Source organism: Peristeroidobacter soli (assembly GCF_004138485.1).
Lineage (GTDB): Bacteria > Pseudomonadota > Gammaproteobacteria > Steroidobacterales > Steroidobacteraceae > Steroidobacter > Steroidobacter soli.
This window is the reverse complement of sequence record NZ_RYEV01000004.1, coordinates 637,815-649,731: the sequence shown is the minus strand read 5'-3', so window position 1 is coordinate 649,731 and position 11,917 is coordinate 637,815. Positions and strand designations below refer to the sequence as shown.

Annotated in this window: 13 protein-coding genes; 7 read left to right on the top strand and 6 right to left on the bottom strand. The window is 63.1% G+C overall.

Annotated features, from left to right (window positions below; genetic code table 11):
- Positions 1-11: 11 nt before the first annotated feature.
- Together EKO19_RS18540 and EKO19_RS18535 are read right to left on the bottom strand one after the other, a co-directional pair.
- Positions 12-602, bottom strand: coding sequence for a class D sortase (locus EKO19_RS18540; RefSeq protein WP_129777940.1), 591 nt, complete (start codon positions 600-602; stop codon positions 12-14).
- Complete coding sequence (locus EKO19_RS18535) at positions 599-1,375, bottom strand: TonB-dependent receptor (RefSeq protein ID WP_129777939.1); 777 nt, start codon at positions 1,373-1,375, stop codon at positions 599-601. The genes EKO19_RS18540 and EKO19_RS18535 overlap by 4 nt, the downstream gene beginning before the upstream one ends.
- A gap of 1 nt (position 1,376) precedes the next feature.
- On the opposite strand from EKO19_RS18535, the gene EKO19_RS18530 reads away from it, so the two are divergent.
- On the top strand, positions 1,377-2,348 hold the full coding sequence (locus tag EKO19_RS18530; protein ID WP_157995324.1) for an esterase/lipase family protein: 972 nt from the start codon (positions 1,377-1,379) through the stop codon (positions 2,346-2,348).
- Entirely contained in the window at positions 2,348-3,721 is a 1,374-nt protein-coding gene (locus tag EKO19_RS18525) for a metal-dependent hydrolase family protein (protein WP_129778519.1), read from the top strand. The genes EKO19_RS18530 and EKO19_RS18525 overlap by 1 nt, the downstream gene beginning before the upstream one ends.
- Here the strand turns inward: EKO19_RS18525 and EKO19_RS18520 are convergent.
- Positions 3,693-4,154, bottom strand: coding sequence for a winged helix-turn-helix transcriptional regulator (locus tag EKO19_RS18520; protein WP_129777937.1), 462 nt, complete (start codon positions 4,152-4,154; stop codon positions 3,693-3,695). The two genes, EKO19_RS18525 and EKO19_RS18520, sit on opposite strands and share 29 nt — an antisense overlap.
- Before the next feature lie 124 nt (positions 4,155-4,278).
- On the opposite strand from EKO19_RS18520, the gene EKO19_RS18515 reads away from it, so the two are divergent.
- From EKO19_RS18515 to EKO19_RS18495, 5 genes are all read left to right on the top strand, one after another.
- On the top strand, positions 4,279-5,745 hold the full coding sequence (locus EKO19_RS18515; RefSeq protein WP_407676653.1) for a D-amino acid dehydrogenase: 1,467 nt from the start codon (positions 4,279-4,281) through the stop codon (positions 5,743-5,745).
- Complete coding sequence (gene alr / locus EKO19_RS18510; protein ID WP_129777935.1) at positions 5,742-6,851, top strand: alanine racemase; 1,110 nt, start codon at positions 5,742-5,744, stop codon at positions 6,849-6,851. The genes EKO19_RS18515 and alr overlap by 4 nt, the downstream gene beginning before the upstream one ends.
- Before the next feature lie 110 nt (positions 6,852-6,961).
- Positions 6,962-7,276, top strand: a complete 315-nt coding sequence (sugE, locus tag EKO19_RS18505) for a quaternary ammonium compound efflux SMR transporter SugE (RefSeq protein WP_129777934.1) — start codon at positions 6,962-6,964, stop codon at positions 7,274-7,276.
- Positions 7,277-7,292: 16 nt separating this feature from the next.
- Entirely contained in the window at positions 7,293-8,159 is an 867-nt protein-coding gene (phhA, locus tag EKO19_RS18500; protein WP_129777933.1) for a phenylalanine 4-monooxygenase, read from the top strand.
- Positions 8,160-8,165: 6 nt separating this feature from the next.
- Positions 8,166-8,453 (top strand): 4a-hydroxytetrahydrobiopterin dehydratase, encoded by a 288-nt coding sequence (locus EKO19_RS18495; RefSeq protein WP_129777932.1) that lies wholly within the window; start codon positions 8,166-8,168, stop codon positions 8,451-8,453.
- Here the strand turns inward: EKO19_RS18495 and EKO19_RS18490 are convergent, their stop codons facing one another.
- The 3 genes from EKO19_RS18490 to EKO19_RS18480 all read right to left on the bottom strand — a co-directional run bounded on the left by EKO19_RS18490 (position 8,454) and on the right by EKO19_RS18480 (position 11,871).
- The gene (locus tag EKO19_RS18490; protein WP_129777931.1) at positions 8,454-10,076 is read right to left on the bottom strand and encodes a phytoene desaturase family protein; all 1,623 of its coding nucleotides are present in this window, start codon (positions 10,074-10,076) and stop codon (positions 8,454-8,456) included. It lies immediately after the preceding gene.
- On the bottom strand, positions 10,060-11,208 hold the full coding sequence (locus EKO19_RS18485) for an aromatic ring-hydroxylating oxygenase subunit alpha (protein ID WP_129777930.1): 1,149 nt from the start codon (positions 11,206-11,208) through the stop codon (positions 10,060-10,062). Before EKO19_RS18485 ends, EKO19_RS18490 begins: the two co-directional genes overlap by 17 nt.
- A 126-nt stretch (positions 11,209-11,334) precedes the next feature.
- Entirely contained in the window at positions 11,335-11,871 is a 537-nt protein-coding gene (locus tag EKO19_RS18480; RefSeq protein ID WP_129777929.1) for a TFIIB-type zinc ribbon-containing protein, read from the bottom strand.
- Between the last annotated feature and the right edge of the window lie 46 nt (positions 11,872-11,917).

The window sequence follows — 11,917 nt, the reverse complement described above, 5'->3', positions numbered from 1 at the left end:
GCAGATGGTGGTCAACGCCGTGCCCGGGCCAGCCGGCTTTCCTCATCCGTCGCGACTCGCGTGGCGCGCACGATGAATCGTTGCGGTGCTGAGCCGACGAAATAAAAGGGATAGCACGTCACCAAGGTGATCGACGGCTCATCGCCCGGGCCGAGCACGCTCGTCTGCGAAGGATCGATGACGCGCGTGCTCACGACTCTGTAGGTGAGCGTGGTCTGCGGCAGTTCCACTTGCAGGACGGCGCCGACTTTGACGTGGCGAAGTGCACGGAAGAATCCGTCGCGATGCGCGGCGATGCCGGTGTTTCCCAGCGTGCCGAAGTGCGACGTGCCTTCGATGCGGCCCGCGCCATGATCGAGGATGGATTCGCTGGTGCCCTCGAACACCGGAACGACCAGATCGATGCTCGGAATTTTCAGCACCGCCAGCGGTGTCTGCTCCGGCATGGCATGGTTGCGATAGGCGGCGATGCGAGTCGGCGACCACGTCGACATGTCGACGACTTGATCGGCGACGGAATCCTCGCCGGCTGTTGCGCTGGGGCCATCCAGCAGCGGGGCCGCGAGCAGCCAGATCACGAATCCGCAGCGTCGTGTATTCATGGGCTGAAGTTGTAACGCAGGCCGAGCAGGGGACCGGCGACTCGCATGTCGAACTCGAAACGCTCATCGCCCGAGCCCTGGCTGTAATCGGTATCCAGGGCGCGATAGCCGAACACCAGGCCGAAATTCCGGGACAGACTCCAGTCGAGCACGGCCATGGTGCTCCAGGTGAAATCGGAGCCGACACCGAAGCCGCCGATGTCGGCGCGCGCGATCAGCGTCCAGGCCTGACCGATTGGCCAGGCGCCTCGCGCGCCGATCACTGGATCGAACAGGCTCTTGGTCTGGTCCGTCGCGCCGCTGGTGCCGTCGGGTCGCTTGATGGACAGATCGACGGACAACGACTGATAGCGCCCGCCGACGAACAGTTCGTGGCGCTCGTTCAGGCGCCACGACCAGGCGAGCTCCACCATATCCTGAGTTACATCGAGGTCGTAGAAGTTGCCATTGCCAGCGGCGCCGTCTGCACCGAGCCCGGTGAACACTGCGTTGAGCGTGAGTGCAAAGCGGTCCGTCTCGCTGCGCACGGCCATCATGCCGGCCATGTCGAGATGATCGAACAATTCGCTGGCACTCACATTCACGTCGGTGCGGTTGCCGTTGATCACCGTGTAGCCATCCATGTTGGCGCCCTGTGCGTAGAGCCAGCCGGTGGTGCGCCAGCCGTCGGCGTGTCCGGTCGCCGTGAACGCAAGGAGAGCGAGAGCGATGCCACCGAAGTGAAAGTGAGCTTGTCTCAAGACGGCCGCCATCGCGATGTCCAGGGTGTTCATCGTGCGTGGCCGTGTCCATCGAAAAATCGGCATCGCGGGCGCAGCGCTGTGCCCCCGCTACGAATGGTTGCTGTGGGAGGATTGCCCTGATGTAGCAGTCATGCGTGGCTATATCGCAGTGCTCATCAGTGCGATGGTGATGATGTTCACGGCAAGCTGTTCGCTCGCGCCTCGTGACAGCGACAACGTCAAAGGGCTGGAGGAAGTTCGATTCTCGCCCGCTTCGATCAAACAGGGCGTGTGGTCGCCGGACGAGTTCGAGCGTGCCGAGCGCGGTGGCATTTTTTTCCTGGACGCACCGGTCGCCAGGCGCACGGCGGTGCTCTTCATCCACGGCATCAACGGTTCACCTCTCGACTTCAAGTTCCTGATCGCGCATCTGGATCGCAGTCGTTTTCAACCGTGCGTGTTCTTCTATGCGTCGGGTGCGAGCTTGAGTCAGAGCGGTCGCGACCTGGCCGTGGCGATCGGTGAAGTTCACAGCCGCTATGACGTGGAGTCGCTGGTCATCGTCGCGCACAGCATCGGCGGCTTGATCGCGCGCGACGTGGTGTTAAATCAGTCCGCGCATGCGGGCGTCGACATTCCAGTGCTGATCACGATGTCCAGTCCCTGGGGTGGGGTGCCCAGTGCCGGCCTCGGCGTTCGCCTGTCGCCCGTGGTGATCGATTCGTGGCGCGACATTGCCGTCGGCAGTCCGTATCTGAGCTCGTTGTTCGCCCGGCAGTTGCCCGCGGCGACCCGTCACTATCTGTTGTTCTCCTATCGAAAGAGCTGGTCGTCGTTCGGATTGTCGGGCGACGCGGTGACCAGCGTCGCCAGTCAGCTGGAGCGGACGGCACAGGAACAGGCCTACCGGGTGTATGGCTTCGATGTTTCCCACTCGGAGATTCTCCGAAGTCGCAGTGTCGCCGACGTGCTCGATGAAGCGCTGCGCTCCACATTGCTCGCACGCACCGAGGTTGCCCCATGATGACGCTCGTCCGTCACTGCCTGTGCAGTCTCCTGGTGTTGCTGACGTTCACATCGGCAAGCCTCGCCGCGTCCGAACCGCCCACCAGCCTCCTGCTGGAAAACGTTCGTGTGTTCGATGGCAAGTCGTCGCGAGTGTCGGGGCCGACGAACGTGCTGATCGTGGGGCCGGTGATCAAGAGCATTTCGAGCGCGCCCATCGGGAACGTCGAAGCCGAAGGCAACGTGACGCGCATCGACGGCGGCGGTCGCGTGCTCATGCCCGGCCTCATCGATGCACACTGGCACAGCATGTTTCTTGCGACCACGCCATTGGTGGGGCTGATGAGCGATGTCGGTTATTTGAATCTGCTCGCGGCGGCTCAGGCGAAGGCGACGTTGCTGCGAGGCTTCACGACGGTACGAGACATGGGCGGGCCGGCGTTCTCGTTGAAGCAGGCCATCGACGAAGGCGTCGCAATCGGACCGCGCATCTATCCATCGGGAGCGATGATCTCGGTGACGAGCGGTCACGGCGATTTCCGGCAGATGTATGAAATCCCGCGCACCATCGGCGGGCCGCCGAGTCGGATGGAGCAGATTGGGGCCAGCGCCATCGCGGACACGCCGGATGAAGTGAGGATTCGGGTGCGCGAGCAGCTGATGCAGGGCGCCTCGCAGATCAAGTTGACCGCTGGCGGCGGCGTGGCGTCACCGCACAGTCCGCTCGACGTGTCGACTTTCACGTTGCCCGAGTTGCGAGCCGCGGTCGAGGCGGCGGAAAACTGGGGCACGTATGTGGCCGTTCACGCGTATACGCCGCGCGCGATTCGTACGGCGCTCGACGCCGGTGTGAAGTGTATCGACCATGGTCACCTGGCCGATGAAGCGACCGCGAAGCTGATGGCCGAGAAGTCCGTGTGGTGGAGTCTGCAACCGTTTCTCAACGAGGGTCCCAGTCAGTTTCCGGAAGGCTCGCAGGAAGCTGCCAAGAAGAAGGAAGTGGCCGAGGGCACCGACCGGGCCTATGCGCTTGCGAAGAAATACAAGATCAAGACCGCGTGGGGCACGGACATTCTGTTTTCGCCGCAGCTCACGCAGCGACAGAATGCGATGTTGACCGTGATGACCCGTTGGTACACGCCCGCTGAAGTGCTGATCATGGCGACCAGCACCAACGCACAGTTGCTGGCGATGTCCGGCAAGCGCAATCCGTATCCAGGCAAGCTCGGGGTCGTGGAAGAGGGCGCGCTCGCGGATCTGCTGCTGGTGGACGGCAATCCGCTGGAGAACATTCACTTGATCGACGACCCGGCGAAGAACCTGGTCGTCATCATCAAGAACGGCGCGATCGCCAAGAACTCGCTCATGCCTGCAAGTAGAACGTCTCCTTGATCTCCTCCATGACCACATAGCTGCGGGACTGCGCGGATGAGGGCAGTCGCTGCAGGATGTCTCCGAGCAAGGTGCGGTAGTTGTGCATGTCGGGGATGCGCGCCTTGATCAGATAGTCGAAGTCGCCGGACACCAGATGACATTCCATGACGTCGGGAATGTTGTGCAGCTCGTTCTTGATCTTCTCGAACACCTCGTCCGACTTCACCGCCAGCTTGATCTCCAGGAACACCAGCAGATTCCGGCCGACGTCCTTGGGAGACAGACGCGCGTGGTAGCCGGTGATCACGCCGGTGCGTTCCAGCCGGCGGACCCGGTCGGCGCACGGCGTCGCCGACAGGCCGACTTGTTGGGCGAGGTCGGTGATGGAGATGCGTCCATCGCGCTGGAGGATGTCCAGGATCTTGCGGTCGATGCGGTCGAACTGTTGCATGTCGGGGGCGAGGACGGGGGCAGAGGACCCATAGATTACGTTCAGGTTTTGCCCGATGCCAGTGTTCTGGGCTGGCATTAGCGGTCGAGGCTAGTGATTTTCGCTGGTGCTGGCGCGTTATGTTATGAGCTGGCACTACTGGCGAACCGTCAGTGTTTTTCGCTGGCGTTGGCTGGTTATGTCTCCCCGGAGCAGCGGAAAGCCCTGCCAAACGCGGCACTTCGAAGGAAGTCACTGCGGCGCTGTCCCTAGAATTGCTGACGCGTTCGACGGATGGCTTGGAGAGTTCATGCGCGTAGTGGTTCTGGGTGGTGGCGTCATCGGCGTGGCCAGTGCGTGGTATCTCGCGCGTCGGGGCGCCCAGGTCACGGTGATCGATCGGCAGACGGCGGTGTCGGCGGAGACCAGCTTCGCGAACGCCGGCCAGGTCTCGCCCGGCTACTCGACCCCGTGGGCGGCGCCCGGCATTCCGCTGAAGGCGCTGAAGTGGATGTTCCAGAAGCACGCGCCGCTGTCCATCAGCCTCGACGGCAGTCTGCATCAGCTGAAGTGGATGGCGCAGATGCTGGTCAACTGCTCGCCGGAGCGTTACGACATCAATAAGGAGCGCATGCTCCGCCTCGCCGAATACAGCCGCGATTGCCTGCGGACGCTGCGTGCCGAAACCGGCATTCAATATGAGCAGCGCACCGGCGGCACGCTGCAGTTGTTCCGTACCCGCAAGCAGTTCGAAGCCGCGCGCCAGGACATTCGCGTGCTCGAACGTTGCAATGTTCCCTATGAGCTGCTCGAAGCGCATCAGCTCGCGTCCGCTGAGCCCGCGCTCGCGCACGTGAAGGGCAAACTCACGGGCGGTTTGCGGTTGCCGAATGACGAGACGGGCGACTGCAATCTGTTCACCAAGCGTCTGGCGGAGGCCGCCGGGAAGCTCGGTGTCACGTTCCGTCTCGGTGCGCATGTGACGGCGATCGATTCGAGCAACGGTCGTATCACGGGTGTGCGTCTCGGCGAGGAGCGCATCACCGCGGATGCTTATGTTCTGGCGTGCGGCAGTTACTCGCGCGATCTGGCGTTGCCGCTCGATATCGATCTGCCGGTCTATCCGGTAAAGGGTTACTCGCTGACGCTGCCCATCGTGAATGAGTCCTCGGCGCCGGTGTCGACGGTGCTCGATGAGACCTACAAGGTCGCCGTGACTCGCTTCGACGATCGCATTCGGGTCGGTGGCATGGCCGAGCTGTCGGGCTTCGATCTGCAGCTGTTGCCGCAGCGTCGTCAGACGCTCGAGCTGGTGGTCAACGATCTGTACGGTGGCGCGGGCGATTTGAAGAAGGGCGAGTTCTGGACCGGCCTGCGGCCGATGACTCCGGACAGCACGCCCATCGTCGGTGCGAGCGAATATCGCAATCTGTTCATCAACACCGGTCACGGCACGCTGGGCTGGACGATGGCGTGCGGCTCGGGACAGCTCATCGCGGACCTCGTGACCGGCTATCGGCCGGCGATTCGCACCGATGGTCTGGATGTTTCGCGCTATCAGAAGGTGAGCTCACCCCGGCCGCGGCTGGTCACGGGTGAGGAGACGGCGTGACGCGTCCGACCAGCGTTCGAATCGATCTAGCGGCGCTTCGAAACAACTATCTCCACGCACGCGGCGTGCACGGCGGTCGTGCGCTCGCGGTCCTCAAGGCCAACGCTTATGGCCACGGCGCGCTGGCGTCGGCGCATTCGCTCGCGTCGGTCGCGGATGGATTTGCCGTCGCGTTTCTCGATGAGGCCTGTGTGCTGCGCGAGGGCGGGGTTCGCAACCCCATCCTGGTGCTGGAAGGCTGCTTCAACGCGTCCGAGCTGAAGATCGCCAATGAGCTGGATCTTTGGGTGGTCGTGCATCAGCAGGAGCAGATCCGCCTGATCGAGGAGAGCAAGACCGGGGCGCGCTTCAACGTCTGGTTGAAGATCGACACGGGCATGAGCCGGGCGGGCTTTCGTCGCACCGATGCGGCGCCTGCCTATCAACGCTTGATGAGCACGGGCAAGGTGAGCTCGATCACGTTGATGACGCACTTCGCGCGTGCCGATGAGCCGGGCGAGCCGATGACGGCTCAGCAGATCGAAGCGTTCGACGCTGCGACGGCGATGCTCAGAGGCGATCGAAGCCTGTGCAATTCGGCCGGCTTGCTGGCGTGGCCGTCGGCGCGCCGGGATTGGGCGCGGCCGGGATTGATGTTGTACGGCGCGACGACGCATGGCGTCGATGTGCCCGAGCTGCGGCCGGTCATGACGTTTGCAAGCCGCGTGTTCAATGTTCGCACGCTCGAGGCGGGCGAGTCGCTGGGCTATGGTGCGACGTTCGTTGCTTCTCAACGAACCCGCGTTGGACTGGTGTGCGCCGGTTACGCCGATGGCTATCCGCAGACCGCCGCGACGGGGACGCCGACGGCGGTCGATGGGCAGGCGACGACGCTGATCGGTCGAGTCTCGATGGACATGTTGACTGTCGATCTGACCCAGTTGCCGAATGCCGGTGTCGGCAGCTCGGTCGAGTTGTGGGGGCCGCGAGTTGCCGTGACGGCCGTCGCCAGGGGCGCGAGTCGCAGTCCTTACGAATTGCTGTGTTCGGTGAAGCGTGCGCCGCTCGTGCACGAAAGCGCCGGACAGGGCAGCGGCGAGCTGCTGCGAATGACTGGAACTCGCTGAGCGGCGAGGGTCTAATCGCCATGCCGGGAGGGACGACCCTCCCGCGCTGTTGACTCTTCCGGGGACGACCCCTCTAACGGCGCCACTGCTGGCGCACCCCGGAGGATGTCATGGCATGGGTTGTTCTCGTGATCGCCGGTCTGTTCGAGATCGGCTGGGCCATCGGCCTGAAATACACCCACGGCTTTTCCCGCCTGTGGCCGAGCGTTGGCACGGTGGTGGCAATGGCGATCAGCATCTCGCTGCTGGGCTGGGCGATGCGCTCGCTGCCGGTCGGGACGGCTTATGCCCTCTGGACCGGAATTGGTGCAGTCGGCACCGTACTTCTGGGCATTGTGCTGTTTGGCGAGGCGATGACAATAGCGCGCCTGACCTGTGTCGCCCTCATTGTGACGGGCATCCTGGGTCTCAAATTGACCTCGTGAGTTAATACCTCCCACTATGGCAGACGCATTACTTCAGCGGCCCGAGGGCACGGCTGAGGACTGGACGATCCCGCAGGATTGGGATCGTTACAGTCCCGCGGAGCATGCCATGTGGGATCACCTGTTCGAACGGCAGGCCGGCATGCTGCCTGAGCGCGTGGTGCCCGAGTTCATGGAGGGCTTGCAGGTGCTGCGGATGACGCGGCCCGGCATCCCGCATTTCGACGAGCTTTCCGAACGATTGATGAAAGCCACCGGCTGGCAGGTGGTCGCCGTGCCCGGGCTGGTGCCGGAGAGCGTGTTCTTTGAGCATCTCGCCAATCGACGCTTCGTCGCCGGACGTTTCATTCGCACCCCCGAGCAGCGCGACTATCTGCAGGAGCCGGACATCTTCCACGATGTGTTCGGTCACGTGCCGTTGCTCGCCAATCCGGTGTTCGCCGACTATATGCAAGCGTATGGCAAGGGCGGATTGCGCGCGCATGGTTTCGGCTCGCTCGATTCACTGGCGCGCTTGTATTGGTACACCGTCGAGTTCGGCCTGATCCGTCAGGGCGATGCGCTCAAGCTGTATGGCGCGGGCATCGTTTCCTCGTACGGCGAATCGATTTTTGCACTCGACGATCCGTCGCCCAATCGCCTCGGCTTCGATCTGGAACGCGTGATGCGGACTCACTATCGCATCGACGACTATCAGCAGACGTACTTCGTGATCGACAGCTTCGAGGACTTGTTGCGGCAGACGGTCGAGACGGATTTCGCGCCGCTGTACGCGCGGCTGCGGAATGAGCCGGAGTTGCAAACGGATGTCGTTCTGCCGGGCGACCTTGTTTACACGCACGGCACGCAGGCGCATGCTCGCGCCAGGTCAGCTGGCAGGTAGAACGTCATGGTGGCATCTCTCACGGTCGAGCAGCGCACCGACGCGCTGGCTGCGTTACCCCATTGGATCTATGACGCCCATCGCCGGGCATTCTATCGGCGCATCATCCTGAAGGATTTTTCAGCGGCGATCGGGCTGATGATGCGCGTGGCGCTCGAGGCGGAGAAGGCCGACCATCATCCCGAGTGGACCAATGTTTATAACAAGCTCGACATCTGGCTCACGACCCACGACGCCGGCGACGTGAGCGAGCGCGACGTGACTCTCGCGAAGGTGATCGACGCGCTGGTCTGATCAGCTCGCCCGCCGCACCACCTTGCGGCGGAAGTCGCCGATGATTTCATGAGCCGCGTTGTGTCCGGGCGCGCCCGTGACGCCGCCGCCGGGATGAGTCCCCGATCCACACATATATAAGCCGGGCAACGGCCCGCGATAGTTGCCATGGCCGAGCATCGGCCGGGCCGAGAACATCTGATCGAGGCTCAGGGCGCCGTGGAAGATGTCGCCGCCGATCAACCCGAACGTGCGTTCCAGGTCGAGCGGGCTGTTGATCTGCCGGCCGAGCACGGCCGCCTTGAAGTTCGGCGCATGCGCGTTGACCGTCTCGATCATCAGGTCCGCGACCTTTTCCCGATGCGTGTCCCACGATTCCCCGTTCGGCAAGGTCGGCGCGACGTGCTGGCAGAACATGCTCGCGACGTGCTGGCCGGCGGGGGCGAGGCTGTCATCCAGCGTCGAGGGGATCAGGATCTCGACGATCGGTTGTTTCGACCAGCCCTGCGTGCGGGCGTCGAAGTAGGCACGCTCCATATAACCGAGCGTGGGCGCGATGATGATGCCCGCGGTGTGATGAGGCGCGCGCTCCTTGCCCGGCAGGCACGTGAAGTCGGGAAGTTCGGACAGCGCGACGTTCATGCGGAACGTGCCCGAGCCGCAGCGCCATTGGCTGATGCGCCGTCGGAACTCGGTCGGCAGCGCGGCTGCATCGATCAGGCTCGTGTACAGCAGCTTGGGATTCAAGTTCGACACGACCGCGGCCGCGCGGAATGTTTCTCCCGATTCGGTGACGGCGCCGACGGCCTTGCCGTGTTCGACGATGATTTCGCGCACGCCGGCATTGACGCGGATATCCACGCCACGACTCGCCGCCGATTTCGCCATGGCCTGCGTGATCGCGCCCATGCCGCCAATGGCATGACCCCAGGCGCCTTTCTTGCCATTCACTTCGCCGAACACGTGATGTAACAACACGTACGCCGAGCCGGGCGAGTAGGGGCTCGCGTAGTTGCCGACGACACCGTCGAAGCCATACACGGCTTTGATCGGCGCGCTTTCGAACCAGCCGTCGAGATAGTCGCCGGCCGAAGTGACGAACAGGCTGAGCAGTTCCTGCCGCATGTTCATGTCGAGCTTGCTGAAACGTTTGCCCAGGGCGGCGGCATGCACCAACTGCGGCAGCGCTGCGCGCCAGCCGCCATCGACGACATTGGGCGGCGTTTGCAGAACCAGATCGCGTAGCAGATCGGCAATGATGTCGAGCCGGTCGCCGTAGGCGTCGAGCCGCTCGGCATCCTTCTGCGAGAACTTCGCGACCTCGCGCTTGGTGCGCTCGCCGCCCGTCATCAAGTAACGTCCGTCTTCGGTCGGCAGGAAGTTGGCAACCTCGCGTTCGACGACGCGCAACCCGTGCGAGTGCAGAGCCAGGTCGCGAATGACTTTGGGATTGAGCAGCGACACCGTGTACGACGCCACGGAGTTGCGGAAGCCCGGATGAAACTCTTCGGTCACCGCCGCGCCGCCGACTACGTGACGACGCTCGAGCACCGTGACTTTCAGTCCGGCTGCAGCTAGATACGCGGCGCAGACCAGTCCGTTGTGACCTCCGCCGACGATCAGGACATCAGACTTTTCGGGCACTGCGGCTCTCCGGAATCATTTCGTGCATGCGACGCGTGAAGCTGCGCAGACACACTTCGCCTTCGCTCAGCGGCCCGACGGTGTAGCTGCTCGACTCCATGCCGGCCTGCACGCGCGCGATCAGGGTCGTATCCTCTTTGTTCACTTGCCGGTTGATGCGCCAGTTCAGATAGCGCGCGGCGCGCATCTCGCGTCGATTGTCGGGATGCACGTAGGCGATCTCGCGGATCATGGTCTCGGTCGGTGAGACCGGAATGAACTGCATGAAATCGATCTGGTCGGGATAGATGTCGAAGGCGACATTCGGCCAGAGCTTGAAGTAAGTCCATAGCCGTTGGCGTTCGGGCGGCAGATGCTCGACCTCGGGCAGCAGTTGCTGATAGCGCCGCTCGGACCAGTTGCTGCTCGGCTTGTCTTGCAGCACGCCCCACATCTTATCGACCCAGGGCTGTGCTTCGATGCCATAGCTGTTGCCGAACAGTCTCGACAACCCCGGATGCGCCACATCGATGTGCATGCCATCGGAATAGTTGTCGGCGACGTTTTTCCAGTTCACGGTGCGCGGACGCAGAGTGACGCGTCCTTGAGGTACGAGCTCTTCGAGGCGATACGCGGCGAGCTCATGCGCATAGGGCGCCAGCATCTCGCGTACGCTGGGCAGGCCGGACTCCAGGCGCACGAATACGAAGCCCATGAAGATTTCCTGTTCCAGCGGCACCAGGCCATGCAGCTCGGGCTTCAGATCCCGAAACGTCTCCCGATGCGGGACGCCGATCAGCCGGCCGTCGAGCGAGTAGGTCCAGGCGTGATAGGGACAGGTGATGCGTCCTGCACAGTGCCCCTTCGGCCCGTCGACCAGTCGCGACGCCCGGTGCCGGCAGACGTTATGGAAGCTGCGGATCTCACCGTCGCGGCCACGAACCGACACGATGGATTCACCGAGCATGTCGAAGCTGTGATAGTCGCCCGGGTCCGGCATGTCGCTGCCGTGACAGACCAACTGCCAACTGGTGCGAAAGATCGTGCGCTTCTCCAGCTCGAAGAAGTCGGGATCCCGGTAGATCCAGGCGGGCAATCCCACCGAGGAATCCTCGGTGGACTGCGATGAGACGGGTCGGGGAGCGGCGGACATGGGGCTATCCTCGCACCGGATGAATAGACCGCCAGCATTGCCGGAGACGCGACGGAAGTCCAGCCTCGGAACCGGTTCGAGCAACCTGAATCGGTAGCTCGATGGGTGTTGCTCGGGCCGGCCCCGTCAGTCGCGATATAAATAAGTGAGAATGGTGCTCTTGGCCGGATGGTCCTTGAGCCAGTCGCGAATCGTTTCGACCTTGGTGGCGTCCGCCGCGCCCAGGTCCCGGCGCAGAATCTCCTGCCGGGTGCGTTCGCTGTTCTCGCTGCGAATCTTCCGCTGCCAGGTGTCGCTGAAGACGGCGGGCAGCTTGTCGCTGAGATGCAGCTGTTCGAGCAACTGCCACTCGCCGCCGTCGAGCCAGGCTTCATCGCAGAGCGAGCATACATCGAGGCGGTTGGCGACGGTGCCGGTCAGCCGATACTTGGTCATGATCCGTTCGCACTTCGGGCAGCGCAGGGCGTTGGTTGTATCCGCGGGCAGTTCCGAGACGGTTGCGGGTTCGTTCGCATCCGACGAGGGTTTGTGATGCTCGGCCCAGTGGCGGTAGTAGAGCAACGAGACCAGCGACCCCTTGCAGTTGCCGCAGCCCATCGAGGGCAACAGATCCTCGATCATCGTAGGCCGCAGCTCGGGCGTTTTGCACACAGGACACTTCATTCAGCTTCTCCGCGCGAGGAACGGCGCGAATGATACGGCCTGACGG

Excerpts from the sequence above, each read along its gene's own strand:
- EKO19_RS18540 (WP_129777940.1), bottom strand. The coding sequence starts at position 602 with ATGAATACACGACGCTGCGGATTCGTGATCTGGCTGCTCGCGGCCCCG.
- EKO19_RS18535 (WP_129777939.1), bottom strand. The coding sequence starts at position 1,375 with ATGAACACCCTGGACATCGCGATGGCGGCCGTCTTGAGACAAGCTCAC.
- EKO19_RS18525 (WP_129778519.1), top strand. The coding sequence starts at position 2,348 with ATGACGCTCGTCCGTCACTGCCTGTGCAGTCTCCTGGTGTTGCTGACG.
- EKO19_RS18520 (WP_129777937.1), bottom strand. The coding sequence starts at position 4,154 with ATGCAACAGTTCGACCGCATCGACCGCAAGATCCTGGACATCCTCCAG.
- EKO19_RS18515 (WP_407676653.1), top strand. The coding sequence starts at position 4,279 with ATGAGCTGGCACTACTGGCGAACCGTCAGTGTTTTTCGCTGGCGTTGG.
- sugE (WP_129777934.1), top strand. The coding sequence starts at position 6,962 with ATGGCATGGGTTGTTCTCGTGATCGCCGGTCTGTTCGAGATCGGCTGG.
- phhA (WP_129777933.1), top strand. The coding sequence starts at position 7,293 with ATGGCAGACGCATTACTTCAGCGGCCCGAGGGCACGGCTGAGGACTGG.
- EKO19_RS18495 (WP_129777932.1), top strand. The coding sequence starts at position 8,166 with ATGGTGGCATCTCTCACGGTCGAGCAGCGCACCGACGCGCTGGCTGCG.
- EKO19_RS18485 (WP_129777930.1), bottom strand. The coding sequence starts at position 11,208 with ATGTCCGCCGCTCCCCGACCCGTCTCATCGCAGTCCACCGAGGATTCC.
- EKO19_RS18480 (WP_129777929.1), bottom strand. The coding sequence starts at position 11,871 with ATGAAGTGTCCTGTGTGCAAAACGCCCGAGCTGCGGCCTACGATGATC.